The organism is Sphingomonas astaxanthinifaciens DSM 22298 (genome assembly GCF_000711715.1).
In the GTDB taxonomy this organism is placed as follows: Bacteria; Pseudomonadota; Alphaproteobacteria; order Sphingomonadales; family Sphingomonadaceae; genus Sphingomicrobium; species Sphingomicrobium astaxanthinifaciens_A.
This window is the reverse complement of record NZ_JONN01000001.1, coordinates 1274873-1299178: the sequence shown is the minus strand read 5'-3', so window position 1 is coordinate 1299178 and position 24306 is coordinate 1274873. Positions and strand designations below refer to the sequence as shown.

General features: G+C 67.4%; 22 protein-coding genes and 1 tRNA gene. 4 read left to right on the top strand and 19 right to left on the bottom strand.

The annotated features are described in order from the left end of the window. Positions 1–14: 14 nt before the first annotated feature. The 4 genes from BS69_RS0106700 to BS69_RS0106680 all read right to left on the bottom strand — a co-directional run bounded on the left by BS69_RS0106700 (position 15) and on the right by BS69_RS0106680 (position 2435). Positions 15–1274, bottom strand: coding sequence for a glycosyltransferase (locus BS69_RS0106700; protein WP_037504413.1), 1260 nt, complete (start codon positions 1272–1274; stop codon positions 15–17). Between the two features lie 273 nt (positions 1275–1547). Next, positions 1548–1862 carry a Grx4 family monothiol glutaredoxin gene (gene grxD, locus BS69_RS0106690; protein ID WP_029941190.1) on the bottom strand — a complete coding sequence of 105 codons (315 nt, stop codon included), beginning with the start codon at positions 1860–1862 and terminating at the stop codon, positions 1548–1550. Between the two features lie 5 nt (positions 1863–1867). Then, a complete protein-coding gene (locus tag BS69_RS0106685) occupies positions 1868–2104 on the bottom strand; it encodes a BolA family protein (RefSeq protein WP_029941189.1) in 237 nt (78 codons plus the stop codon). 4 nt (positions 2105–2108) lie between these two features. Continuing rightward, positions 2109–2435: a DUF1476 domain-containing protein gene (locus tag BS69_RS0106680; protein WP_029941188.1), complete on the bottom strand. Its 327-nt coding sequence runs from the start codon at positions 2433–2435 to the stop codon at positions 2109–2111. 126 nt (positions 2436–2561) lie between these two features. Here BS69_RS0106680 and BS69_RS0106675 point away from each other — a divergent pair, with 126 nt between their 5' ends. Then, positions 2562–2915: a hypothetical protein gene (locus BS69_RS0106675; protein ID WP_029941187.1), complete on the top strand. Its 354-nt coding sequence runs from the start codon at positions 2562–2564 to the stop codon at positions 2913–2915. A gap of 4 nt (positions 2916–2919) precedes the next feature. Here the strand turns inward: BS69_RS0106675 and BS69_RS0106670 are convergent, their stop codons facing one another. The 7 genes from BS69_RS0106670 to BS69_RS0106640 all read right to left on the bottom strand — a co-directional run bounded on the left by BS69_RS0106670 (position 2920) and on the right by BS69_RS0106640 (position 8454). Further along, positions 2920–3915, bottom strand: a complete 996-nt coding sequence (locus BS69_RS0106670; RefSeq protein ID WP_029941186.1) for an NADPH:quinone oxidoreductase family protein — start codon at positions 3913–3915, stop codon at positions 2920–2922. A 10-nt stretch (positions 3916–3925) separates the two neighbouring features. Beyond that, on the bottom strand, positions 3926–4618 hold the full coding sequence (locus BS69_RS0106665; protein ID WP_029941185.1) for a glutathione S-transferase family protein: 693 nt from the start codon (positions 4616–4618) through the stop codon (positions 3926–3928). Then, complete coding sequence (locus tag BS69_RS0106660) at positions 4615–4911, bottom strand: hypothetical protein (RefSeq protein ID WP_029941184.1); 297 nt, start codon at positions 4909–4911, stop codon at positions 4615–4617. Before BS69_RS0106660 ends, BS69_RS0106665 begins: the two co-directional genes overlap by 4 nt. Further along, positions 4892–6388, bottom strand: a complete 1497-nt coding sequence (locus BS69_RS0106655; protein WP_051676592.1) for a S41 family peptidase — start codon at positions 6386–6388, stop codon at positions 4892–4894. Before BS69_RS0106655 ends, BS69_RS0106660 begins: the two co-directional genes overlap by 20 nt. Positions 6389–6410: 22 nt before the next feature. Continuing rightward, on the bottom strand, positions 6411–7046 hold the full coding sequence (locus BS69_RS0106650) for a 3-oxoacid CoA-transferase subunit B (protein WP_029941182.1): 636 nt from the start codon (positions 7044–7046) through the stop codon (positions 6411–6413). Next, entirely contained in the window at positions 7046–7756 is a 711-nt protein-coding gene (locus tag BS69_RS0106645) for a CoA transferase subunit A (RefSeq protein ID WP_029941181.1), read from the bottom strand. The genes BS69_RS0106650 and BS69_RS0106645 overlap by 1 nt, the downstream gene beginning before the upstream one ends. A 119-nt stretch (positions 7757–7875) precedes the next feature. Further along, on the bottom strand, positions 7876–8454 hold the full coding sequence (locus tag BS69_RS0106640; RefSeq protein WP_156956939.1) for a DUF2306 domain-containing protein: 579 nt from the start codon (positions 8452–8454) through the stop codon (positions 7876–7878). 78 nt (positions 8455–8532) lie between these two features. Between BS69_RS0106640 and BS69_RS0106635 the strand changes: the two genes are divergently transcribed. Next, on the top strand, positions 8533–9315 hold the full coding sequence (locus BS69_RS0106635; protein ID WP_029941179.1) for a LytTR family transcriptional regulator DNA-binding domain-containing protein: 783 nt from the start codon (positions 8533–8535) through the stop codon (positions 9313–9315). A 59-nt stretch (positions 9316–9374) separates the two neighbouring features. Here the strand turns inward: BS69_RS0106635 and BS69_RS0106630 are convergent, their stop codons facing one another. Continuing rightward, positions 9375–9671: an SCP2 sterol-binding domain-containing protein gene (locus BS69_RS0106630; RefSeq protein ID WP_029941178.1), complete on the bottom strand. Its 297-nt coding sequence runs from the start codon at positions 9669–9671 to the stop codon at positions 9375–9377. A 61-nt stretch (positions 9672–9732) separates the two neighbouring features. Then, positions 9733–10299, bottom strand: coding sequence for a CDP-diacylglycerol--glycerol-3-phosphate 3-phosphatidyltransferase (gene pgsA / locus BS69_RS0106625; protein WP_029941177.1), 567 nt, complete (start codon positions 10297–10299; stop codon positions 9733–9735). Between the two features lie 115 nt (positions 10300–10414). Here pgsA and BS69_RS0106620 point away from each other — a divergent pair, with 115 nt between their 5' ends. Next, positions 10415–11752: an MFS transporter gene (locus tag BS69_RS0106620; protein ID WP_029941176.1), complete on the top strand. Its 1338-nt coding sequence runs from the start codon at positions 10415–10417 to the stop codon at positions 11750–11752. 3 nt (positions 11753–11755) lie between these two features. On the opposite strand, the gene BS69_RS0106615 is transcribed toward BS69_RS0106620, so the two are convergent. The 3 genes from BS69_RS0106615 to BS69_RS0106605 all read right to left on the bottom strand — a co-directional run bounded on the left by BS69_RS0106615 (position 11756) and on the right by BS69_RS0106605 (position 13839). Next, the gene (locus BS69_RS0106615; protein ID WP_029941175.1) at positions 11756–11950 is read right to left on the bottom strand and encodes a hypothetical protein; all 195 of its coding nucleotides are present in this window, start codon (positions 11948–11950) and stop codon (positions 11756–11758) included. A gap of 122 nt (positions 11951–12072) precedes the next feature. Next, positions 12073–13689 carry a putative bifunctional diguanylate cyclase/phosphodiesterase gene (locus BS69_RS0106610; protein ID WP_051676590.1) on the bottom strand — a complete coding sequence of 539 codons (1617 nt, stop codon included), beginning with the start codon at positions 13687–13689 and terminating at the stop codon, positions 12073–12075. Between the two features lie 64 nt (positions 13690–13753). Beyond that, positions 13754–13839 (bottom strand) — tRNA-Leu (locus BS69_RS0106605). Between the two features lie 298 nt (positions 13840–14137). On the opposite strand from BS69_RS0106605, the gene BS69_RS14240 reads away from it, so the two are divergent. Beyond that, the gene (locus tag BS69_RS14240) at positions 14138–14275 is read left to right on the top strand and encodes an entericidin EcnA/B family protein (RefSeq protein ID WP_156956936.1); all 138 of its coding nucleotides are present in this window, start codon (positions 14138–14140) and stop codon (positions 14273–14275) included. 65 nt (positions 14276–14340) lie between these two features. On the opposite strand, the gene BS69_RS0106590 is transcribed toward BS69_RS14240, so the two are convergent. The 3 genes from BS69_RS0106590 to rpoB all read right to left on the bottom strand — a co-directional run bounded on the left by BS69_RS0106590 (position 14341) and on the right by rpoB (position 24259). Further along, on the bottom strand, positions 14341–15678 hold the full coding sequence (locus BS69_RS0106590) for a DUF5691 domain-containing protein (protein ID WP_156956934.1): 1338 nt from the start codon (positions 15676–15678) through the stop codon (positions 14341–14343). A gap of 71 nt (positions 15679–15749) precedes the next feature. Further along, positions 15750–20021 carry a DNA-directed RNA polymerase subunit beta' gene (rpoC, locus tag BS69_RS0106585; RefSeq protein WP_029941171.1) on the bottom strand — a complete coding sequence of 1424 codons (4272 nt, stop codon included), beginning with the start codon at positions 20019–20021 and terminating at the stop codon, positions 15750–15752. 68 nt (positions 20022–20089) lie between these two features. After that, on the bottom strand, positions 20090–24259 hold the full coding sequence (gene rpoB / locus BS69_RS0106580; protein WP_029941170.1) for a DNA-directed RNA polymerase subunit beta: 4170 nt from the start codon (positions 24257–24259) through the stop codon (positions 20090–20092). Positions 24260–24306 lie beyond the last annotated feature (47 nt).

The following is a 24306-nucleotide window of genomic DNA, read 5'->3' as shown; positions in this document are numbered from 1 at the left end:
GGATGAACGGGCGTTCAGGCTTCGACCAGCGAACCGGTGGGGACGACGGAGGAACGGCCGAGCGCTGCGCGGCGCTTGGCGAGGGCGGCGGGGACGATGGTGCCGAACAGCTGCTCCATGCTGTGCCCCCAGCTATATTCGCCGGCGACATGGGCGCGGCCTTTCTCGCCCATCGCGCGATGGTCCTGCCCGAGAACCTCGAGGATGTTGGCGGTCATGGCCGCGCTGTCGCCGACGGGACCGAGAAGGCCCATGCCGGGAAGGACGCGTTCGGGCATGGCGCCGCCGTCGACCCCGACCACGGGGAGGCCCGACGCCTGCGCCTCGATCACCGACACGCCGAACGTCTCGTTGGGCATGGCCGAGACATAGAGGTCGGCGCTCGCCAGCCAGCGGGCGAGCTCGTCGCGGTCGGTCACGAAACCAGGGGTGATGATTCGCGGGTCGCCGAGCGCTTCGAACTGTTCCTTCTGCGGGCCCTGGCCGAGGATGGCGATCTTCGCGCCGAGGGCATCGGGGAGCGCGCGGAAGGACTCGACCACGATGTCGGGACGCTTCTCGATGTCGAGACGACCGACGTAGATCAGCAGCGGCTGGTCGTCGGTAAGGCCGAGCGAACGGCGCAATTCGGGATCGCGGCGCTCGGGACCGAAATCGCTGAGGTCGACGCCGAGCGGGAGCAGGCGGACATCCTCGACACCGAGCGAGCGAAGCAGCTTGCCGCCGCCATTTTCCGACAGGGCATAGACCTGGTCGAACTGGCGATAGAGGCGCCCGCAATAATCGTAGCAAAGCCGGCCGGCGGCATCGGCCATCGCCTTGGGCATCACCTTGGCGAAGGGACGGGCCACATAGACCGTCGGAAAGTCGGTCATGTAGGCGGCGACGAGCGCGGTCTCGGGGAAGTCCTTGCGGTGGCGGATCGCCGCCCACGGCAGGTTGTATGCGTCCTGGCACTCGATCAGGTCGGGACGGAAGCTGGCGAGCGCACGGCGGACCGCGCCATTGCGGAGCAGCAGCCGGTAATTGGGGCTGAAGGGCACGCTCGGGCTCTTCAGCCAGACGGTGATCGCGCGGCCGCCGGCGCTCTCCTCGATCGCGTCGTGCGGTCCGGGGAGGATCATCAGGTGGGTATGGGGCGTGTTGGCGAGGATGTGCGCGCGCTTGGCGCGCAGATAGGTGCCGACGCCGCCACCCACCGCCGACCAGCTCTGCGTCAGGTCGGCGAGCAGCAGCGGCCGCTCGGGCGTCAGGGGCGGGGGCACGGCATTCATGCGCGCACCCAATGCGCAAGCGCGGACAAAGTGCCGGTCGCGGCGACGGCCCGGGCCGAACCTGTCGGAATTGTTGACATCCTGCCGAGCGTCACGAAGAGCCTCTTTTCAAAAAACCGCAGAAAACCGAAGCTGTACAGAAACTGGCACGCCATCTGCTTCTTGTATGGCGTCCACTTTGGTTCCACGCCAAACAGAGGGGCGGCAAGACGGTTTCTGGTCCCGTCTCGCCGCCCCTTCTTGTTTCTGGCTAGCGCGTTTCTGTGGCCGCAATCAGGCGGGCGCGCCGACCAGGCTCTTGAGTTCGCCGCTCTCGAACATCTCCATCATGATGTCCGATCCGCCGACGAACTCGCCCTTGACGTAGAGCTGGGGGATGGTCGGCCAGTCGCTATATTCCTTGATGCCCTGGCGGATTTCCTGGTCCTGGAGCACGTCGACGGTCTCGTAGGGGACGCCGAAATGCTCGAGGATGGCGATCGCCCGGCTCGAGAAACCGCATTGCGGGAAGAGCGCGGTGCCCTTCATGAAGAGCACTACGTCGTTGCCCTTGACCAAAGCGTCGATGCGCTCGTTCACGTCGCTCATTTCTTCTACTCCTGCGGGGTCGCGGTGGTCAGCTGGAGGGCGTGCAGTTCGCCCCCCATGCGCCCGCCGAGCGCCCGGTAAACCAGTTGGTGCTGACGAACGCGCGGCATGCCGGCAAAGGCCGCGCTCACCACGGTCGCCGCATAATGATCGCCGTCGCCGGCGAGGTCGCGGATCTCGACCTGCGCGTCGGGCAGCGCGGCGCGGATCAGCGCTTCGATCTCGGTGGCGGCCATTGGCATGGAATCAGCCCTGCGCTTCCATCAGCTGGCGGCGGGCCTCGACCTGCTTGTCCTCGAGCGCCTGGCGGATCGCGGCCTCGTCGATCTCGACATTGGCGGCGGTGAGGTCGCCCAGCAGCTTGCGGATCACGTCCTCGTCGCCGGCTTCCTCGAATTCGGCGCGGACGACTTCCTTGGCATAGGCCTCGGCCTCGACCGGCGAGAGCTTCATCAGGCCGGCGGCCCAGTGACCGAGCAGCTTGTTGCGCCGGGCGATGACCCGGAACTTCATCTCCTCGTCATGCGCGAACTTGCTTTCGTAGGCGCGTTCACGATCGTCGAAGGTGGTCACATGCTGCTCCCGCAATATTGATGGGGCCGAGATAGGCGGGCGCGGTGGCTGGCGCAATGCGGGCGCTTGCACGGGGTGGGGAGGGGGTCCACACACGGGACCACCCCCGCGTCGGAGGAAAGTCCCGTGCTGATCCTGTTCCTTGCCGCCTCCCTCGCCCAGTCCGCGCCGGCCGAGCCGATCGCGAACGCCGCGAGGGCCTTCAGCGGCTGCATCCGCGGCAAGCTTGCGACCGCGCCGGCGGAGCTCAGTCCCGAAGCCGCGGCGGACGCGCTGATCGGCCAGTGCGGGGCGGAGAAGGCCGGCCTCGACGCGGCCTTCGCGAGCATCCTCGAAAAGGTCCCCGATGCCGAGAAGGCGGCGGCGCAGAAGGAATATGATGACGGGATCGCCGAGGGGCGGCAGGGCGTGATCGACGCAATCACGACGCTTCGGGCGAACGCAGCCGCGGCGGCCAAGGGCCAGCCGATGGGTCGCTAGGCCCTCAGACCTCGACCACCACCTTCCCGATCACCTGGCGCGCAGCAAGCGACGCGATCGCCTCGCCGGCCCGCTCGAGCGGGTAGGTGGCGCTGACCTTCGGCGCGATCTTGCCCGCGTCCCACAGCGCGAACAATTCCTCGACATGGGCCTGGTTGGCGCGGGGATCCCGCGCCGCGAAGGCACCCCAGAAAACCCCGCGCACGTCGCAGCTCTTGAGCAGGGTGAGGTTGAGCGGAAGCCGCGGAATGCCGGCCGGGAAACCGACCACGAGGTAGCGACCTTCCCAGGCGATCGCGCGCAGCGCGGGCTCGCAATAGTCGCCGCCGACCGGATCGTAGATGACGTCGGCGCCATTGGGACCGACCGCGGCCTTGAACTGCTCGGCGAGCGCCTTGCTGCCGTCCTTGTCGAAGGGTCCGCGCGGATAGACGAGGGTCTCGTCGGCCCCGGCCTCGCGCGCGGCGGCGGCCTTGTCCTCGCTCGAGACGGCGGCGACGACGCGTGCGCCGCGGGCCTTGCCGAGCTCGATCGCCGCGAGGCCCACGCCGCCGGCCGCGCCGAGCACGAGCAGGGTCTCGCCCGCCTTCAGTTGCCCCCGGTCCCACAGCGCGTGGATCGAGGTCGCGTAGGTGAGCAGCAGCGCCGCGCCCTCGGTAAAGCTGCGGCTGGCCGGCAGTCGGAAGGCCGAGCTGGCGGGGATGACGATCTGTTCGACGAGGCCGCCGAAACCCGGGACCGCGATCAGCCGGTCGCCGATGGCCCAGCCCTCGACGCCGTCGCCGATCCCGATCACCTCGCCCGCAATCTCGCCGCCGGGGGCGAAGGGGCGCGGCGGGCGCATCTGATACTTGTCCTCGATGATGAGGACGTCGGGATAGTTGATCGCCGCCGCACGGACGCGGACCAGCAGCTCGCCCTTGCCCGGAGAGGGATCGGGAAGGTCGGCGAGTTCGAGCGTGTCGGGACCACCGGGGGCGTTGGAGAGAAGGGCTTTCATAGGTCGGTCCTCAACAGGTCTGGGTGGTGGTGCGAAAGTCCGCGGTGATGAGGCCGGCGGCGGCAAGTTCGTCCTCGTGACCCTCTTCGCGATAGGTTTCGGCAAGCGCGGCTTCCTCCCAGGCGCGCATCGCGGGAAGGGCAAGCATCCGCTCGACCCAGGCGCTCCCGAGCGGGCCCATGGCGAGGCCATAGGTGCGGATCCGGAAGACCACGGGCGCGAAGAAGGCGTCGGCGGCGGTGAAGTCGGCACCGGCGAGGAAGGGGCCGCCGAAGCGGGTCAGGCCCTCCTCGAACAGCTCGGCGATGCGGGCGACGTCACGCTGCAGGGCCGGGCGGGGCGGGCGCGGGCTGACCCGAACCCCGACGTTCATGCAGCAGTCGGACCGCAGCGCGGAAAAGCCGCCGTGCATCTCGGCCGCGGCACACATCGCCCAGGCGCGGGCATCGGCGTCGCTCGGCCATACGGCCGGGAAACGCTCGCCAAGATAAAGCGTGATGGCGAGGCTGTCCCAGATCGTGCGCGCACCGTCGATCAGCACCGGGACCTGCCCGCTGGGACTGAAGCGGCGAAATTCGTCGTAATTGTCGAGGCCGGCGAAGGGGACCTGCTCTTCCTCGAACGGGATCCCGAGCGCGGTCATCAGCACCCACGGGCGCAGCGACCAGCTGGAATAATTCTTGTTGGCAATGACGAGCTTCATCGATTCCCCCGGCGGCGGTAATCCTCGACCACCTGCGCGGCGGTCATGCCGTCGAAGGTCGTGCGGCGCAATCGGTCGGCGTCGGGGGCAGAAAATCGGCGGGTCGGCACCGTCGCGATCGCGCGATCGAAGTCGAGCCGGTCGCTCACCGACAGGTCGCGGCGGGCTTGCTCGGTCGTCTCGGCGAATCGTTCGGCCGAGGATCCGTCGATGACCGTTGGCGCGGCGGGCGCGCAGGCGGCGAGCAGCAGCGCCAGCGCCGCGGCGAGCGGCCTAGCGGCGGTTCGCGGCAAGGCCGGCCACCCAGCGCTCGAGGGCGGGCGTGTCGGCGATGTCGCCGGCGAAGCGGACCTTGGGGATGGCCGGCTGGTTGGCCCCGCGCGTCCGGCCGCGATAGACCTTCATCGGCACACTGATGCTTGTCAGGCCCGAGGGTAGCGTGCGGTCGCGGATCTCCATGTAGAGCGTGTCGGCGCTGGTCGGCCGGCCGAGCTGGAGGGCGCCGAGCGCGGTCCACAGGTCGACCGCGTCGAGGCAGGCCGAGGCGCACGTGGAATCGGTCAGGACATAGACCGGGCGCGGCAAGGGCGCGGGCCGGGGCGGGACCGGCGTCGGTGGCGGCGCGGCGGCGGGCGCGGCGTCGATGTCAGCGAAGCGCCACAGCGGCTGCTTGCGGCCGATCGCGGTGCCGAGCCCGGCGATTACCGAGCGGAACCAGCCGTCGGCCTCGAGCGAAAAGCCGTCGGTGCCACGGCGCTCGGCATAGGCAGCGGCGATTTCGGCGAGATTGGCGGGCGAGGCGCGCCAGTCGGTGGTGACGTCCTCGTCCTGCGGGAGGGCGGCGAGGGCGTCCTTGCCCCAGATCGCCTCGGCGATCTGCCGCGACCAGTCGGACGAGCCGCCGCCGTTGCCGCGCACGTCCAGCACGATGGCGGGCGCCGCGAGCCATGCCGTCCGCTCGCTCTTGAGCGTCTCGATGAGCGGCGGCAGCGCCTTGGCGGCGGCCGAGCCGGGCGATCCGCTGAACGACGGGATGGCGAGCCAGCGGAGGCCGCCGACTCCCGTGCGCGCGCCGAAGTCGCGCCGGCCCGCCCCGCGAAGCAATTCGGTCAGCCCGGCCATCCGCTCGACCGGTAGCGGACGCCAGTCGAGGTCGACGGTGCGCGCCTTGCCGGCGACGGCGAAACGGCACTGTTTGGCGATCGGAACGAGGTTGCTGCCTTCGTCGATGAAGAGCAGGTAGCCCAAGCGCTGCTGCTGTGCCTCGAGCTGCCAGCGCCCCCACATCCTGCCCAGCGTCGCCTCGGCATAGGCCGCCGCGCTCAGGCGATCGCAGCCCAGCAGTTCGGCGCCCTTGGGCACCGCCTGCCCGGGCTCGTCGGTCCCGACCACGATCCTGCCGCGCCCGTCGTAGCGGGTGGCGAAGCCCGGCCAGCGAAGGTCGTTGGGCGTGTCGCCGACCGCGCCGAAGCCCATGTGCCCATCGTCGAAGGACGAGACGTAGATGCGCAGCGGGAAATAATAATCGGCGTAGGAGCGCGCGGTCCTGGCCCGCTCGAGCGCGATGGCAAGCTGGCGGTCGTTATTGGCGGCGAAGCCGGGGTCGAGGCTGTTGACCGGGCCGGGGTGGTTGGCGGCGATGTCGTCGTGGAGCGCCTTGGCGTCACTGGCGAGAAGCGCCCCCCATTCACGCTCGGCCGGCGGAGCGGCCCCGGCGAGCGCCGCCCCGACGAGCAGCGCCAGTGCGGCCTTCCCGCCATTGCCCGTCATCCCGTCGGCCCCCTTGCGGCCGTCAGCCTTCGTAATGCGCCGTCGTCTTGGCCTTGACCTCGTCGGCGCTCACGCCCGGTGCCGTCTCGATCAGCCGGAAGGGGCTGGCGTGGTCGGGGCGCTGGAAGACGGCAAGATCGGTGATGATCATGTCGACCACGTTCTTGCCGGTCAGCGGAAGCGTGCAGGCCGGGATGAACTTGGGGCTGCCGTCTTTGGCGTTATGCTCCATCACGACGATGATCTTCTTGACGCCGGCGACGAGGTCCATCGCCCCGCCCATGCCCTTGATCATCTTGCCCGGGATCATCCAGTTGGCGATGTCGCCGCCTTCGCTGACCTCCATCGCGCCTAGCACCGTGAGGTCGATATGCCCGCCGCGGATCATCGCGAAGCTGTCGGCGCTGCTGAAATAGCTCGACGAGGGAAGCTCGCTGATCGTCTGCTTGCCGGCGTTGATGAGGTCAGGGTCGACCTCGTCCTCATAGGGGAAGGGGCCGATGCCGAGCATGCCGTTCTCGGACTGGAGGGTGACCTCGAGCCCCTGCGGGATGTGGTTGGCGACCAGCGTCGGGATGCCGATGCCGAGGTTCACGTAGAAGCCGTCGCGCAATTCCTTGGCGGCGCGGGCGGCCATGTCGTCACGGGTCCAGGGCATCACGCGGTCTCCCGGCTGCGGACGGTGCGGAATTCGATCTTCTTGTCGTAGGGCGCACCCAGGACGAGGCGCTTCACATAGACGCCAGGCAGGTGGATGGCGTCGGGATCGAGGCTGCCGACGGGCACGATCTCCTCCACTTCGGCGACGCAGATCCGGCCGCAGGTGGCGGCGGGCGCGTTGAAGTTGCGCGCGGTCTTGCGGAAGACGAGATTGCCCGCCTCGTCGGCCTTCCAGCCCTTGATGATGGCGAGGTCGGCGCGGATCCCGCGCTCGAGGATATAGTCCTCGCCGTCGAAGCTCTTCACTTCCTTGCCTTCGGCGACCTTCGTTCCGACGCCGGTCTTGGTGTAGAAGCCGGGGATGCCCGCGCCGCCCGCCCGCATCCGCTCGGCAAGCGTGCCCTGGGGGCAGAATTCGACCTCGAGCTCGCCGGCGAGATACTGGCGCTCGAATTCCTTGTTCTCGCCGACGTAGGACGAGATCATCTTGGCGATCTGGCGGGTGCGCAGGAGCTTGCCGAGGCCCTCGTTGTCGATCCCGGCATTGTTGGAGGCGACGGTCAGGCCGGTGACGCCGCTCGCGACGATCGCGTCGATCAGCCGCTCGGGGATTCCGCAGAGGCCAAAGCCGCCCGCCGCGATGGTCATGCCGTCGTGAAGCAGCCCGTCGAGCGCGCTTGCGGCATCGGGATAGATCTTGTTGGCCATCAACCCTCCTGAACGGCCGTCCGACTAGGCAAAGTTGAATCGCTTTTCAACTTCCCGGCCGACCGCGTCACCGCCGGCGTAGTGGTCCGCCGACGCGGCAAGGGCAAGGGCGACGACCGTCAAGCGAATGCCCACTGCCACATGGTCCGGCCCGGCAGGAAGGTGAAGAAGCCGGCGATCAGCATCGAGCCGGTATAGAAGATCAGCATGTGGCGGCGGTGCGCGGCAAAGTCGCGCCGCCGAGCGGCGGCCCACGCCCGCGGAATGGAGATGAGCGTCACCAGCGTCAGCAGGTGGATTGGGCTGAAGCTTCCGTGATTGAGGTTGCGAATGAAGATGCTGACGCCCGCCGTGATCAGCATCAGGGCGAGCCAGAGCCCGCCGAGCCAGCGATGGCGGATGGTCCCCTTGCGGGTCAGCAGGACGAAGGCGCCGAGCGGCATTGCCGGGATGACCGTCGCGAGATGGATGGCGAGTGCCGTTTCGCGGACCCACGGCGTCGGCGGTGCCATCCCGGCGAGCCAGCGGACAAGCCCGTAGACCAGCACTGCCGTCAGCAGCGTCGCCGACAGGGCGATGAGGAGGCGGACCCAGCCTCGTTCGTCGAGCGGGCGAGCGGGAGCGGTGGGTCGAATAAAGGCGGCGGCGGTCACGGCAAATCCCCGTCTGGTCGAGATCGGCACGAGATGCGAAGCCACGACCTGTTCCGGCAAGCGCGATTGCGTTAGCCGTGCAGTGGATTTCGCCGGGGGTGGCAAGTGGACGATTTGCGAAGCGTGAACCGGTCGGGAGGGGCGAAAGGGTGGCTGCGCGAGGGGCTGGTCAGCCTCGCCGTCGTCGCGCTGGTCGGGCTCGTCCTCGCGGCGCTCGGGCCGTTCGGCAGCTTCGCCAACGGCAGCTTCGTCGACCGGCTCGGCTATTGGCTGGCGGCCGTGCTGGTCGGCTTTTGCGTCTTCCGGCCGATCGTCTTTCTCGCCGACTGGGCGGTGCGCTCGCTCGACCTGCCGCGGGCCGGGGCACTGGTCGCCGCCGTGCTGGTGGCCGCCCTGCCGGGGACGCTCGCGATCGCGTGGCTGAACGGAGCGCTCCGCGGCGGGATGCCGCCGCTCGGCGGCCTGGCCCCGCTCTATCTCAACGTCGCGATCGTCGGAGCCCTCGTCACCGGCCTCTTCGTGGCGCTGGAGAAGCGCCCTGTCGTTCTGCCGGCCGAGCCTTCGCCTCAGCCGCCGATCGCGCCCGTGTCACGGCCCGCCTTCCTCGACCGCCTTCCTCCCGATTGGCGGGGCGAGCTCCGGGCGCTCGAGATGGAGGACCATTATGTCCGCGCACACGGGCCGCAAGGACGCTCGCACCTGCTGCTGATGCGGATGGCCGATGCCGAGCGCGAATTGTCAGGGGTGGAGGGCGAGCGCGTGCACCGCAGCTGGTGGATCGCCCGCGCCGCCGTCGAGGGGGTTCGGCGCGACGGGCGCCGGCTCTTCCTGCGGCTGGGTGGGGGGCTCGAAGCCCCGGTGTCGCGGGACCGGGTCCCGGCGCTGCGCCAGCGCGGCTGGCTCTGACGAAAAGGGCCGCATCCGTCCCGGTCGGGAGCGGACGCGGCCCTTGATGAGGCTGTGGCCTAGCGAAGCTTCGCCAGCACGCCCTGGAGCTGCATGGCATTGGACATGTCGCCCTCGACCTTGAGCTTGCCGGTCATGAAGGCGGTCATGCCGTCGAGCTGGCCTGCGGCCATGGCTTCCCAGTCGGCCCAGCTGACCTTGAGCGTGGTGTCGGCGGCGCCGTCGTCCTCGGTGACCTGGCTGTTCTGGCCGTCGAGCATGATCGCGCCTTCGTCGCCGAAGTGGAGCTTGACCTTCTTGCCCGGCACGAAGGCGCCCGCGTCCTGCATCTTCTGCACCAGTTCCTGCTTGGTCATTTCGAGAGCTCCTTGTTCACAAAGTTGTCAGTGAGGCGGTAGCGGCAGCGCCGAAGCGGCGTCAATCCATGTGGCGAAGGCCGATGCGCAGATAATCCCAGCCGGTGATGCCGGTGAGGATCGCGGCGGCCCACAGGCTGGCGAGGCCGGTCCAGTGGACCCACTCGGCCGCGGGCACCGCCCCCGCGAGGATGAGCGCCCCCAGTGCCACCAGCTGGAAGGTGGTCTTCCACTTGGCCAGCCGCGACACCGGCATCGAGACATGGAGCGGGGCAAGGAATTCGCGCAGCCCGGAGACGATGATCTCGCGCAGCAGGATGACGAGCGCGGGGATGATGTGGAGGCCGTGGATGATCGGCTCGGCGCTCGCCTGGCGGGTCGAGACCAGCATCATGATGACCGCGGCGACCATGATCTTGTCGGCGATCGGATCGAGGAATTGCCCCAGCCGGCTGATCCGCCCCTGCGCGCGGGCGAGATAGCCGTCGAAATAATCGGTGATCCCGACGATGCAGTAGAGGACGAAGGTGATCGCATAATCGAGCGGGGCCGGGGTCCACAGCAGGAACACCAGGATCGGCACCGCGAAGATGCGGGACAGGGTGAGGAGGTTGGGCAGCGACAGCATTGCTTCGGGCCTGTCTAGCCCGGCTTGGGCGCTTTGCCAAAGCGGCGCATTTGGCGAAGGCGGGATGCCGGGCTAAGGCCGGTGCAACCCTTTCTCGCCAATAGGCTTCTCCTTGATCCAGAACGTCACCCACCTGCTCAAGACCCGGCGTTTCGTGCCGCTGTTCGTCACGCAGTTCCTCGGGGCCTTCAACGACAACCTGTTCCGCACCGCGATGGTGCTGCTGGTGATCTACGGCATCTACCGCTCGGCGGAGCAGGAGGCGTTGTTCTCGGCGATCGCCGGGCTGCTGTTCATCGCGCCCTTCTTCCTCCTCTCGGCGCTGTCGGGGCAGCTTGCGGACGCTTATGACAAGGCGCGGATCGCGCGGGCGGTGAAGAGCGCCGAGATCGTGATCATGCTGTTCGGCGCGGCGGGGCTCTATTTCCTCAACATCCCCGCGATGCTGGTCGCGCTGACCGCCATGGGCATCCATTCGACCTTCTTCGGCCCGATCAAATATGCGATCCTGCCGCAGCATCTCGAGCGCGACGAAGTGCTCGGCGGGACCGGACTGGTCGAGGCCGGCACCTATATCGCGATCCTCGGCGGGACGATCCTCGGCGGCCTGCTCGTCGTGCAGGACCCGGACGGGCGCTACCATGCCGAATATGCGGCGCTGGGCGTCCTGCTGGTCGCCATCGCCGGTCGGATCGCCGGCCAGTTCATCCCTGCCGCGCCGCCCTCCACCGAGGACAGCGGGACGCTCAACGATCCCGACCTGCCGCGCCCGGGGCTCGACTGGCACATCGTCCGCGCCTCGATCAATCTCGTGAAGGCCACCATGCACGTGCCGCGGCTGTTCGTCGCGATCATGGCGATCAGCTTCTTCTGGGCGATCGGCGCGGTGCTGGCGGCGCAGTTCCCGCCGCTGGTCAAGAATGTGTTCGGCGGCGACCAAAGCGTCGCGACCCTGTTCCTCGCCATCTTCTCGATCGGGGTCGCGGTCGGCTCGGTGATCATCAACCGGTTGCTCAAGGGCGAGGTGTCAGCCCGTTTCGCGCCGATGTCGGCGCTGCTCATGGGCGCCTGCGTCCTCGCGCTCTACGGCCTGAGCATCAGCTGGACCCCTTATCCCGAGCTCGTCGGAACCCGCATATTCCTCGAGGAGCCGACCGGCTGGCCGGTGGTGCTGAGCCTGTTCGGCGTGGCGACCTTCGGCGGCATGTTCGTGGTCCCGCTCTACGCCTTTTTGACGACCACGGTGCCCAAGTCGGAGACCGCCCGCACCGTGGCGGCGAACAATATCGTCAATGCCGGGGCGATGGTCCTGTCGGCGGTGCTGCTGGCCGGCCTGCTGAAACTCGGCGTGTCGGTGGCGCAGACCCTGCTGCTGGTGGCGGCGGGAACGATCGTCTCGGCCTGGCTGGGGCGCAAGCTGCACCTCGCCTGCCTCGAAGCGGGCTGCGCCTGAGCCTCAGGCGATGAACAGGCTGATCGCGAGGAAACCGGCGACATAGGCGCCGGCGAAGAGTTTCGCGTCCGCGCTCCACCTGGCCGGCAATTGCTCCGCCCATTCCAGCAGCCAGCGGCGGCCGGTGCCGAACGACAGGGGATGCGGTCCGCCGAGGCGGATCGATGCGGGAAGGGAAAGTGTCGACAGGCGACGCATGGCAAAACCTTAACGCGATTTTTACCATGCACAAACGGGAGTCGCGACGACACGGTTGCCCCTGTCCCGGATCGGGAATCTGACAGATGGGGAAGGTCGCTCCGCCGTCGCGGAGCGGGCGCTCAGCCGATGCGGCGGGCGGCAGGCTCGTTCGGCGCGGCGGCGACCCGGCGGCGGGCGAGGAGATCGGCGACGGCTTCGGCGTCCATCGGCTTGCCGATGAACCAGCCCTGCCCGGTACGGGCACCGAGCCCGAGCACCGTCTCGAAAGTCGCGGCGTCCTCAAGCCCCTCGGCGGTGACGGGAATATCGAGCGCCTGGGCGAGCGTCGTCACCGCCTTGACGATCGCCACGCTCTCGCGGTCCACGTGAAGGGTGGCGGTGAAGCTACGGTCGATCTTGATCATGTCGAGCGGCAGCAGGCGCAGGTGCGACAGGCTCGAGAAGCCCGTGCCAAAATCGTCGAGGGCGAGGCGCACCCCCTGGTTCTTAAGGCTGACGACGAGGTTCTTCGCCAGGTCGAGGTCGGCGAAGAGCGAGCTTTCGGTCACCTCGACGATCAGCCTTTCGGCCGGGAAGTTGCGCTCGGTCAGCAACCGCACGAGCCGCTGCGCGAGCCACAGGTCGGACAATTGGCTGGGCGAGATATTGATCGAAAGCGACAGGTCTGCGTCCCAGTCGCGCGCCTGCTCGAGCGCCTCGGCGATGAGGCCCTCGGACAGGGGCCCGATCAGTCCCATTTCCTCGGCCACCGGAATGAAGATCTCGGGCGCGAGCAGGCCGCGATTGGGGTGCCGCCAGCGAGCGAGCACCTCGAAGCCGGTCAGACAGCCGGTCGCCAGGTCCACCTGCGGCTCGAAGAAGGGTACGAATTGGCCGTGGTCGATGGCGACCCGGATCGCCTGCTCGAGCTCGCTGCGCTCGATCAGCGCGCGCTCCATCCCGCTGTCGAACCAGGTCGGGCGGGCGGCGCGGGCGCTTCGGGCATGGTCGAGCGCGATGTCGGCGCGGCGCAGGAGGTCCGACGCCCGGCACGATACGCCCGGCCCGGCGCTGGCAATCCCGGCAATCGCCCCGACCTGCACGTAGGTGCCGTGGATGTCATAGGTGCGGCTGACGTCGCGCAGAAGCGTCTCGGCGAGGGCTTCGGCACCGGCGAGCTCGGCGGTGCGAACGCAGGCGGCGATCGCGAATTCGTCCCCCGACAGGCGCGCGACGACGGCGTTCTCGGGCACGTCGGCGAGCATCGCCGCGGCGATCTCGCGCAGCAGGGCGTCGCCCATGTCATAGCCGAAGCGGTCGTTGATCCGCTTGAAACGCTGCATCTGGAGCGAGATGATGACGAGGCAGTGGTCGCTGTCGATCCGGGTCGCGCACAATTGCTCGACCCCGTCGGCGAAGCCCTTGCGATTGGCGAGCCCGGTAATGCTGTCGGTGGCGGCCTGGCGCGCGGCGCGCTGCTCGCCATCGGCGCGAAGCTCAGCCTCGTGCTGGAGGTCGGCGTAACGGCGCCAGCCGAACAGGATCAGCGCAACATTCAGGACCAGCGCGGCGGCGGCGACCTGGACGCTTGGGTCGAGCCCGCTGACCTTGTCCTGCGCGATGAGGTGGAGGAGGCCGCTTCCGTTCCAGATGAAGGCGGCGACAGCCGAGATCAGGAACAGGATGATGATCCATTCGGCGCGCGCCGCCGAAACGCGGCTGACCCGCGGGAACAGGACTGATCCGGTACCGAACATTGATGTCTGTTAAGCGCCAAAGGCTTAACAAATTGCCCATTCTGGAAGCATTGCCGGGCGAAGCTGGTGCGGACGGCGGGACTTGAACCCGCACTTCGTTCCCGAAAGCCGATTTTAAGTCGGCAGCGTCTACCATTCCGCCACGTCCGCGCGGGGCGAGGCTTGCCCCTCCGCACGCCCCTCGGTCAAGCCGCACAGGGGGCGACGAAAATAACGTGGTCGTCATGGACCCGGAACGGAAGTCCGGCGTTCGTTCAGCCGCAAGACAGGAGAGAAGACCATGTTTCGCAAGGTAATGACTCTGGCTCTCATCGCCGGTTCGATGAGCATCGCGGCCTGCAACACCGTTCGCGGTGCGGCGGCGGACGTGAACTCGGCGGCGAACGCGGTCGACAAGGCCACCTAAGATCGGCCATGGGTCATTTCGCCTATTTAACGGAGTGAACCCATGCGCAAGTTCGTTACCCTGGCACTGATCGGCGGCACGCTGGCTCTTTCGGCCTGCAACACCGTCCGGGGCGCGGCAGCCGACATGAACTCGGCCGCCAATTGCACCGAGAACACGATCAACGGGGCGCGCTGCTAAGGCGCTTCGCCAGGATCGAAAAGACAAGCCCCGTCGGCCTCGTGCCGGCGGGGCTTTTCTTTGCCTCAGAGCGCGAGGTTGAAGCGGAGCGGCGCGAGGCGCCAGTTGTCGGGCTTCATGCCCGCTGCGAGCGCGACGTCCACCGCCTCCTGCGCGGCCTCCTTGTTCACCGACCAGGCGAGCGCACAGAGCGGATCGTAGCTCGTGTTGACCGGCAGCTTGCGCTGTTTGCGCTCAAGGACGACCGAGGGCTCGAGCGCCGAAAAGGCTGACATCCGGTGCATGTCCGACGGCGGCAAGCTGCCGAGATCAGGCGCGAGGAAATCCTGCACACTGTTCCAATAGACCGCCTGGAAGAGCATCTCGAGGACGCGGCGCCTGAGGCCCGGCTCGGCGTCATGCAGCAAGGCGAGGTGCACCTCGTCCGGTCGCTCCCCGGCGAGTTCGCGCTTCGCGAGGATGTGGCGCACCTCGCGATCGCCGCTCTGGATCGCGAGCATCACGAAATTCTGGTCGAGGAGGTCGAGTTCGGCACCATGGGCGAGCTGGATCGGCGTCAGGCCGAGCGCTGCCGCCAACGCCGCAAAACTGGTGCTCTTCCAGTGCGCCCAGAAGGGAAACGTATTCGGCTCCGGACGCTCGGCGTAGCGGACTCGACCATTTTCCACCGCGAGGTGCCCGGCGAGGATCGCGGCGTGGTCGGCCTCGGTCTCGATGCCACCCATGGAATCGAGCTTGGCCTGCGCCTGCTCCCGGACCTTGGCCGCGGGATCGTCGAGGAAGCGCCGGATGAGCGGCACCTGCCAAGGGAGAATACCGCGATGCGACGCGCCTGCATTCAGGTGGTTGAGCAGGCTCAGCCGGTCGGTGACCGACAGCGATGGCCCGACGTCGGTCACGAGCCGCGTGTAGGCCTCCGGGTCCCACGCCGCCATGCGCGACAAGGCCGCGCTTCGTGGCTTCGGCTTCCAGCACTTCCAATTATCGCCGGTAAGCCGATTCCCCTCGTTGAAGGGCGTCAGCCCCTCTTCCGAGAAGAAGTCGACCCACGGCTGATAGAGGAGTGGGGAGCGGTCGAGGAGCTTGGCGTCGGGCACCCAGTCACGCGGATCGGCGCTGTAGCCACGTGCCTGCGCCAGGTTGAGCAGGTCCTTGAGGCTGCCGTTGCCGGTCGGCCGAAGGAAGGCGATGGCGGCCCGGAACGCCGCTCGCGCTTCTTCCCGCATCGGCGGTAGGGCCAGCGGCGGCATCCGGGCGGCGAGCGCCTCGTCCGCGAAAAAGTGGATCCCGGGGCCGAAGCCCGTGCTGCGGTGCTTGACCGTCTGAAACGACCCCAGAGACATACGCCACGCTCCCCCGTGTCGAGACTGCCCCGGTCTCGTGGCCAATGCCAGCCCGCGCATGCGAAAAACCCCGCCGGCGCTGGGCCGACGGGGTCTTCGTTTGTCAGGACTTCCGGGCCGGAAGGCCGGGACTAGCTCTGCAGATAGTCACCGGCATCGGCGTCGGTGCCGTGGCCGCTGGCGACGACGTCGCCGAGCGGGTCATGGCCACCGGCCGAAGCGTCGCGCGGGTTCTGCGCGAGTTCGGCGGCATGCTCCTCGGCGGCCGAGTTCGGCGCGATCAGCGCTTCCTGCAGCTTGCGCTGCGCGGCACGGAGCGAGGCGTCGCGGCTCGAGGCGGCGACCCGCAGGCGGTTCATGCCCGCGCCGGTGCCGGCGGGGATGAGGCGACCGACGATGACGTTCTCCTTGAGCCCGTTCAGCGTGTCGATCTTGCCCTGGACCGAGGCCTCGGTGAGCACCCGGGTGGTCTCCTGGAAGGAGGCCGCCGAGATGAACGACCGGGTCTGGAGCGACGCCTTGGTGATCCCGAGGAGGATCGGCTTGCCGCTCGCCGGACGCTCGCCCTTGCCGAGCTTGGAGTTGATCTCGTCCATCTCCTCGCGATCGACCTGCTCACCCTTGAGGAGGGTGGTGTCGCCGTCGTCGGTGATCTCGACCTTCTGCAGCATCTGGCGAACGATCACCTCGATGTGCTTGTCGTTGATCTTCACGCCCTGCAGTCGATAGACCTCCTGGATCTCGGTGACGAGATATTCGGCCAGTGCGACGACGCCGAGCGCCTCGAGGATGTCGTGCGGATCGGGCGACCCGCCGACGAGATTGTCGCCGCGCTTCACATAGTCGCCCTCCTGCACGTCGATGACGCGGCTCTTGGGGACCAGCTCCTCGTGCGGCTCGCTGCCGTCGTCGGGGACGATCGCGATCTTCCGCTTCGCCTTGTAGTCCTTGAGGAACTGCACGCGGCCCGAGACGCGGGCGATGATCGCCTTGTCCTTGGGCGTGCGGGCCTCGAACAGCTCGGCGACGCGCGGCAGACCGCCGGTGATGTCGCGAGTCTTGGCGGCTTCACGCGGCATGCGGGCGAGCACTTCGCCGGCCTCCACGGTGGCCCCGTCCTCGACCGCGACGATCGCGCCGGCCGCGAGGCGATAGACGCCCGCTTCCTGCGCATTGTCGCCCAGCAGGGTCAGGCGCGGACGAAGATCTTCCTTCTTCGACTTGGCCATGTCCTCGGTGACGACGCGCTGGCTGATGCCGGTCGCTTCGTCGGTCTGCTCGGTCATGGTGCGGTTCTCGATCAGGTCCTGGAACTTGATCGAGCCGGCCTTCTCGGTGATCACCGGGCTGAAGCTCGGATCCCACTCGGCGATGCGGTCGCCCTTCGAGACGATGTGCCCGTTCTCGCACAGCAGGTGCGCGCCGTAGGGCACGCGGTGCGTCGAGAGCTCGCGGCCGTCCATGTCGAGGATCGCGATCTCGCCCGAGCGCGACAGCGAGATGTGCCGGCCGCGCGGGTCGGTGATCGTCGGCATGTCGCGGAACTCGATGGTGCCGTCGACCGGCGCCTCGAGGTTCGACTGCTCGTTGAGCTGCGCCGCACCACCGATGTGGAAGGTGCGCATGGTCAGCTGCGTGCCCGGCTCACCGATCGACTGGGCGGCGATGACGCCGACCGCTTCGCCGATGTTGACCGGGGTGCCGCGGGCGAGGTCACGCCCGTAGCACTTGCCGCAGACGCCCTGGCGGCTGGCGCAGACCAGCGGCGAGCGGATCTTGATGCCCTGGAGGCCGGCGGCCTCGAGCTTCGCGACCATCGCCTCGTCGAGGAGCACGCCCTCGGCGATCACGGTTTCGCCCGTCTTGGGGTCGACGACTTCCTCGGCCGTGGTGCGGCCAAGGACGCGGTCGGCGAGGCTGGCGATGACCGAGCCGCCCTGGACGATGGCGCGCATCTCGAGCGCCTGGTCGGTGCCGCAATCCTCCTCGACGATGACGGCATCCTGCGACACGTCGACGAGACGGCGGGTCAGGTAACCCGAGTTCGCCGTCTTGAGCGCGGTGTCGGCGAGACCCTTGCGGGCGCCGTGGGTCGAGTTGAAGTACTCAAGGACGGTCAGGCCTTCCTTGAAGTTCGAGATGATCGGGGTCTCGATGATCTCGCCCGACGGCTTGGCCATGAGGCCGCGCATGCCGGCGAGCTGCTTGATCTGGGCCTGGCTACCACGGGCACCGGAGTGGGCCATCATGTAGATGGAGTTCACCGGACGCTCGCGGCCGTCCTCGCCCTTCGGCGTGGCCGAGATTTCCTTCATCATCTCCTGGGCGACGCGATCACCGCAACGCGACCAGGCGTCGATCACCTTGTTGTACTTTTCCTGCTGGGTGATCAGGCCGTCCTGATACTGCTGCTCATAGTCCTTCACGAGCGCACGGGTTTCCTCGACCAGGGTGTCCTTGGCCTGGGGAATGACCATGTCGTCCTTGCCGAAGCTGATGCCGGCCTTGAACGCGTGACGGAAGCCGAGGCCCATGATGGCGTCGGCGAACAGCACCGTGTCCTTCTGGCCGGTGTGACGATAGACCTCGTCGATGACGTCGCCGATGTCCTTCTTGGTCAGCAGGCGGTTGACGGTCTCGAACGGCACCTTGTGGCTCTTCGGGAGCGTCTCGCCGAGCAGCATGCGGCCCGGCGTCGTCTCGAAGCGCTTCATGTAGGTCTTGCCGTTCTCGTCCGTCTGCGGGACGCGGCTGACGATCTTGGTGTGCAGGGTCACCACGCCGGCGGCGAGGGCCTGGTGGACCTCGGCCATGTCGGCGAGCAGCGAGCCCTGGCCGGGCTCCCCGTCCTTCTCCATCGAAAGATAATAGAGACCGAGCACCATGTCCTGCGACGGCACGATGATCGGCTTGCCGTTCGCGGGCGACAGGATGTTGTTAGTGCTCATCATCAGCACGCGCGCCTCCAGCTGGGCCTCGAGGCTCAGCGGAACGTGCACGGCCATCTGGTCACCGTCGAAGTCGGCGTTGAAGGCGGCGCAGACCAGCGGGTGGAGCTGGATCGCCTTGCCCTCGATCAGCACCGGCTCGAACGCCTGGATGCCGAGGCGGTGGAGCGTCGGCGCGCGGTTCAGGAGGACCGGATGCTCGCGGATGACTTCATCCAGGATGTCCCAGACTTCCTTGCGCTCCTTCTCGACCCACTTCTTGGCCTGCTTGAGGGTCATCGACAGACCCTTGGCGTCGAGGCGCGAGTAGATGAACGGCTTGAACAGCTCGAGCGCCATCTTCTTGGGCAGGCCGCACTGGTGGAGCTTGAGCTCCGGACCCGTGACGATGACCGAACGGCCCGAATAGTCGACGCGCTTGCCGAGCAGGTTCTGGCGGAAGCGGCCCTGCTTGCCCTTGAGCATGTCGGACAGCGACTTGAGCGGACGCTTGTTGGCACCGGTGATGGTGCGGCCGCGGCGGCCGTTGTCGAACAAAGCGTCGACGGCTTCCTGGAGCATGCGCTTTTCGTTGCGGACGATGATGTCCGGCGCGCGCAGCTCGATCAGCCGCTTCAGGCGGTTGTTGCGGTTGATGACGCGGCGATAGAGGTCGTTGAGGTCCGAGGTCGCGAACCGGCCGCCGTCGAGCGGCACCAGCGGGCGAAGCTCGGGCGGGATGACCGGAACGACGTCGAGGATCATCCACTCGGGACGGTTGCCCGATTCCAGGAAGCTCTCGACGACCTTCAGCCGCTTGATGATCTTCTTGGGCTTGAGCTCGCTCTTTGTGACCGCGAGCTCCTCGAGGAGCTGCTTGCGCTCGCCCTCGAGGTCGAGGTCCATGAGCATGATCTTGACCGCCTCGGCGCCGATGCCGGCCGAAAAGGCGTCTTCGCCATGCTCGTCCTGCGCCTCGAGGAGCTCGTCCTCGGTCAGCAGCTGATACTTCTCGAGCGGGGTCAGGCCCGGCTCGATGACCACGTAAGACTCGAAATAGAGGATCCGCTCGAGCTGCTTGAGCTGCATGTCGAGCAGCAGGCCGATGCGGCTCGGCAGCGACTTCAAAAACCAGATGTGGGCGACCGGCGCGGCCAGCTCGATGTGGCCCATGCGCTCACGGCGGACCTTCGAGACGGTGACTTCGACACCGCACTTCTCGCAGACGATGCCCTTGTACTTCATGCGCTTGTACTTGCCGCACAGGCATTCGTAGTCCTTGATCGGACCGAAGATGCGCGCGCAGAACAGGCCGTCACGCTCGGGCTTGAACGTGCGATAGTTGATCGTCTCGGGCTTCTTGATCTCGCCGAACGACCACGAACGGATCTTGTCCGGGGAGGCGATGCCGATCTTGATCTGGTCGAAGGTCTCCGGCTTGGCCACCGGGTTCGCGAAGTTGGTCAGCTCGTTCATACTTTACTCCTGAGCCCCGGAGGGCCTCGAGGTCATATCTTGTGGCGGAAGGAGGAGGGCCGGAGCCCTCACTCCGCCGCGAGCGCCGGCGGCTCGTCGAGGTTGTCGACGCTGTCGAGTTCGACGTTGAGGCCGAGCGAGCGCATTTCCTTGACCAGCACGTTGAAGCTCTCCGGAATTCCGGCCTCGAAGGTGTCGTCGCCCTTGACGATCGCTTCGTAGACCTTGGTCCGGCCGATCACGTCGTCCGACTTGACCGTCAGCATCTCCTGCAGCGTGTAGGCGGCGCCATAGGCCTGGAGCGCCCAGACCTCCATTTCGCCGAAGCGCTGGCCGCCGAACTGCGCCTTGCCGCCCAGCGGCTGCTGGGTGACGAGGCTGTACGGCCCGATCGAACGCGCGTGGATCTTGTCGTCGACCAGGTGGTGAAGCTTGAGCATGTAGATGATGCCCATGGTCACCTGGCGGTCGAACGGCTCACCGGTGCGGCCGTCGTAGAGCGTCGACTGGCCCGAGGTGGCGAGGCCGGCCTTGGTCAGCATGGCCGACACGTCCGCTTCGCGCGCGCCGTCGAACACCGGGGTGCCCATCGGCAGGCCGCCGACGAGGTTGCGGGCGAGGTCGATGACTTCCTCGTCCGAACGCGCGTCGACATCACCGTGATACTGCTCGCCGTAGAGGCTCTTCAGCTTCTCGCGGATCGCCGCCACGTCCTTGCCGGCGAAGTCCGAGCCGCGATTGTGCATGTCCTCGAGCATCTCGCCAATCTGCCGGCCGAGGCCGCGCGCGGCCCAGCCGAGGTGCGTCTCGAAGATCTGCCCGACGTTCATGCGCGAGGGCACGCCCAGCGGGTTCAGCACGATGTCGGCGTGAGTCCCGTCCTCGAGGAACGGCATGTCCTCGATCGGCAGGATGCGGCTGATGACGCCCTTGTTGCCGTGACGGCCGGCCATCTTGTCGCCCGGCTGCAGCTTGCGCTTCACCGCGACGAAGACCTTGACCATCTTGAGCACGCCCGGGGCCAGCTCGTCGCCCGCCTCAACCTTGCCGATGCGGTCCTCGAGCTTGCGGCGGATCGCCGCTTCGGCCTCGTCATACTGGCCCTTGAGCGCCTCGATGTCGGCCTGGCGGGCATCGTCCTTGACGGCGATCTTCCACCAGTCGTGCTTCTCGGTCGCCTCGAGCATCTCGGCGTCGAGGGTAGCCCCCTTCTTGATCGTCTTGGGCGCGGCGGTCGCGACCTGGCCGACCAGCATTTCCTGCAGACGCGCGAACGTCGCGCGGTTGAGGATCCGGCGCTCGGACTCGGCGTCGCCCTTGAGACGATCCTTCTCCTCGGCCTGGATGGCGCGGGTACGGTCGTCGATGTCGATGCCGTGACGGTTGAAGACGCGAACGTCGACGATCGTGCCGGCAACACCCGGCGGCAGACGCAGCGAGGTGTCGCGGACGTCCGAGGCCTTTTCGCCGAAGATGGCGCGGAGGAGCTTTTCTTCCGGCGTCATCGGGCTTTCGCCCTTCGGCGTGATCTTGCCGACCAGGATGTCGCCCGGCTCGACCTCGGCCCCGATGTAGACGATGCCCGCCTCGTCGAGGTTGCGGAGCGCTTCCTCGCCGACGTTGGGGATATCGCGCGTGATGTCTTCCGGCCCGAGCTTGGTGTCGCGGGCCATGACCTCGAACTCCTCGATGTGGATCGAGGTGAAGACGTCGTCCTTCACGATCCGCTCGGAGATCAGGATCGAGTCCTCATAGTTGTAGCCGTTCCACGGCATGAACGCGACGAGGACGTTGCGGCCGAGCGCCAGCTCGCCGAACTGGGTCGAGGGACCGTCGGCGATGATCTCGCCGGCCTCGACCACGTCGCCGACCTTCACCAGCGGACGCTGGTTGATGCAGGTCGACTGGTTCGAGCGCTGGAACTTCATCAGGCTGTAGATGTCGACGCCGCTCTCGCCGGGGCGAAGCTCGGAGGTGACGCGGATGACCACGCGGGTCGCATCGACCTGGTCGACGATGCCGGCGCGGCGGGCCGCGATGGCGGCGCCCGAGTCACGCGCGACCGTCTCTTCCATGCCGGTGCCGACCAGCGGCGCGTCGGCCTGCAGGAGCGGAACCGCCTGGCGCTGCATGTTCGAGCCCATCAGCGCGCGGTTGGCGTCGTCGTTCTCGAGGAACGGGATCAGCGAGGCCGCGACCGAGACGAGCTGCTTGGGGCTGACGTCCATCAGCGTGATCTGGTCGCGCGGGGCGATCAGGAAGTCACCGTTGCGCCGCGACGAGACGATCTCCTCGGCGAAGGTGCCGTCGGGGTTCAGCTCGGCGTTGGCCTGCGCGATCGTGTGCTTGGCCTCTTCCATCGCCGACAGATAGACGACCTCGTCGGTCACCTTGTTGTCGACCACCTTGCGATACGGGGTCTCGATGAAGCCGTACTTGTTGACCCGGCTGAAGCTGGCGAGCGAATTGATCAGGCCGATGTTCGGGCCTTCCGGAGTCTCGATCGGGCAGATGCGGCCATAGTGGGTCGGGTGGACGTCGCGGACTTCGAAGCCCGCGCGCTCACGGGTGAGACCGCCCGGTCCGAGGGCCGAGACGCGCCGCTTGTGGGTGACTTCCGACAGCGGGTTGGTCTGGTCCATGAACTGCGAGAGCTGCGAGGAGCCGAAGAACTCGCGCACCGCGGCGACCGCGGGCTTCGCGTTGATTAGGTCGTTCGGCATGACGGTCGAGACGTCGACCGAGCTCATGCGCTCCTTGACCGCGCGCTCCATGCGCAGGAGGCCGACGCGATACTGATTCTCGAGCAGCTCGCCGACCGAACGCACGCGGCGGTTGGCGAGGTTGTCGATGTCGTCGATCTCGCCCTTGCCGTCCTTGAGGTTCACCAGCTCCTTGACCACCGCCAGGATGTCCTCGCGGCGAAGCGTGGTGACCGTGTCCTCGGCGTCGAGGCCGAGGCGCATGTTGAGCTTGACCCGGCCGACGGCCGACAGGTCGTAGCGCTCCGGATCGAAGAACAGGCCGTAGAAGAGGGCATCGGCGGTCTCGCGCGTCGGCGGCTCGCCGGGGCGCATGACGCGGTAGATGTCGCTCAGCGCCTGGTCGCCGTCTTCCGACTTGTCGGCCTTGAGCGTGTTGCGGATCCAGGGGCCAGTGTTGACATAATCGATGTCGAGCAGCTCGAGCCGGTCGACGCCCGCCTTGTCGAGCGCCTCGAGGTTCTCGGGGCTGATCTCGTCACCGGCCTCGACGTAGATCTGGCCGGTCGACTCGTTGATCAGGTCATAGGCCGAGAAGCGGCCGAAGATGGTCTCGGTCGGGATGATCAGGTTGGCGAGGCCTTCCTTGCCGGCCTGGTTGGCGCGGCGGGGAGTGATCTTCTCGCCGGCCTTGAACGCCACTTCGCCGGTGTCGGCGTTGACGATGTCGAACATCGGCTTCTGGCCGCGCCAGTTCTCGGCGACGTAGGGAATCTGCCAGCCGTTCGGGCCGCGGACGTAGGTCACGCGGTTGTAGAATTCGTTGAGGATCTCTTCCGAGGTCAGGCCAAGCGCGTGGAGCAGCGCGGTGACCGGGAGCTTGCGCTTGCGGTCGATGCGGACGTTGACGATGTCCTTGGCGTCGAACTCGAAGTCGAGCCAGCTGCCGCGATAGGGAATGACGCGCGCGGCGAAGAGATACTTGCCCGAGGCATGGGTCTTGCCGCGGTCATGGTCGAACAGGACGCCCGGCGAGCGGTGCATCTGGCTGACGATGACGCGCTCGGTCCCGTTGATGATGAAGGTGCCGTTCTGCGTCATGAGCGGCATGTCGCCCATGTAGACGTCCTGCTCCTTGATATCGATCACCGACTTGGCCTCGGTGTCGGGATCGATCTCGAAGGAGGTGAGGCGCAGCGTCACGCGCATCGGCGCGGCATAGGTCAGCCCGCGCTGGCGGCACTCGTCGGTGTCGAACTTGGGGTCCTCGAGGACGTAATGGTCGAAGTCGAGGTGCGCGGTGCCGGCGAAATCCTGGATCGGGAAGACCGAACGAAGCGTCTTCTCGAGGCCCGACACATAGCCGGTCGCGGGATCGGAGCGCAGGAACTGCTCGTAGCTTTCGCGCTGAACCTCGATGAGGTTCGGCATCTCGCTGATCTCGTGGATGTTGCCGAAGATCTTGCGGATGCGACGCGTCTTGGTGGAGCGTCCCGAAGACGTGTTGTGCGGAATTTCGATCGACTTGGTGGCCATGGTCGTCCCTGCGATGGACGGGAGAACAGGCCGTGCCTGCGCTCCCG

What these genes read in the sequence shown, in the direction of transcription:
- BS69_RS0106700 (WP_037504413.1), bottom strand. Translation starts at nt 1,274, where the DNA reads ATGAATGCCGTGCCCCCGCCCCTGACGCCCGAGCGGCCGCTGCTGCTC.
- grxD (WP_029941190.1), bottom strand. Translation starts at nt 1,862, where the DNA reads ATGAGCGACGTGAACGAGCGCATCGACGCTTTGGTCAAGGGCAACGAC.
- BS69_RS0106685 (WP_029941189.1), bottom strand. Translation starts at nt 2,104, where the DNA reads ATGCCAATGGCCGCCACCGAGATCGAAGCGCTGATCCGCGCCGCGCTG.
- BS69_RS0106670 (WP_029941186.1), bottom strand. Translation starts at nt 3,915, where the DNA reads ATGAAAGCCCTTCTCTCCAACGCCCCCGGTGGTCCCGACACGCTCGAA.
- BS69_RS0106665 (WP_029941185.1), bottom strand. Translation starts at nt 4,618, where the DNA reads ATGAAGCTCGTCATTGCCAACAAGAATTATTCCAGCTGGTCGCTGCGC.
- BS69_RS0106655 (WP_051676592.1), bottom strand. Translation starts at nt 6,388, where the DNA reads ATGACGGGCAATGGCGGGAAGGCCGCACTGGCGCTGCTCGTCGGGGCG.
- BS69_RS0106650 (WP_029941182.1), bottom strand. Translation starts at nt 7,046, where the DNA reads ATGCCCTGGACCCGTGACGACATGGCCGCCCGCGCCGCCAAGGAATTG.
- BS69_RS0106645 (WP_029941181.1), bottom strand. Translation starts at nt 7,756, where the DNA reads ATGGCCAACAAGATCTATCCCGATGCCGCAAGCGCGCTCGACGGGCTG.
- BS69_RS0106630 (WP_029941178.1), bottom strand. Translation starts at nt 9,671, where the DNA reads ATGACCAAGCAGGAACTGGTGCAGAAGATGCAGGACGCGGGCGCCTTC.
- pgsA (WP_029941177.1), bottom strand. Translation starts at nt 10,299, where the DNA reads ATGCTGTCGCTGCCCAACCTCCTCACCCTGTCCCGCATCTTCGCGGTG.
- BS69_RS0106615 (WP_029941175.1), bottom strand. Translation starts at nt 11,950, where the DNA reads ATGCGTCGCCTGTCGACACTTTCCCTTCCCGCATCGATCCGCCTCGGC.
- BS69_RS0106610 (WP_051676590.1), bottom strand. Translation starts at nt 13,689, where the DNA reads ATGTTCGGTACCGGATCAGTCCTGTTCCCGCGGGTCAGCCGCGTTTCG.
- BS69_RS14240 (WP_156956936.1), top strand. Translation starts at nt 14,138, where the DNA reads ATGCGCAAGTTCGTTACCCTGGCACTGATCGGCGGCACGCTGGCTCTT.
- BS69_RS0106590 (WP_156956934.1), bottom strand. Translation starts at nt 15,678, where the DNA reads ATGCGCGGGCTGGCATTGGCCACGAGACCGGGGCAGTCTCGACACGGG.
- rpoC (WP_029941171.1), bottom strand. Translation starts at nt 20,021, where the DNA reads ATGAACGAGCTGACCAACTTCGCGAACCCGGTGGCCAAGCCGGAGACC.
- rpoB (WP_029941170.1), bottom strand. Translation starts at nt 24,259, where the DNA reads ATGGCCACCAAGTCGATCGAAATTCCGCACAACACGTCTTCGGGACGC.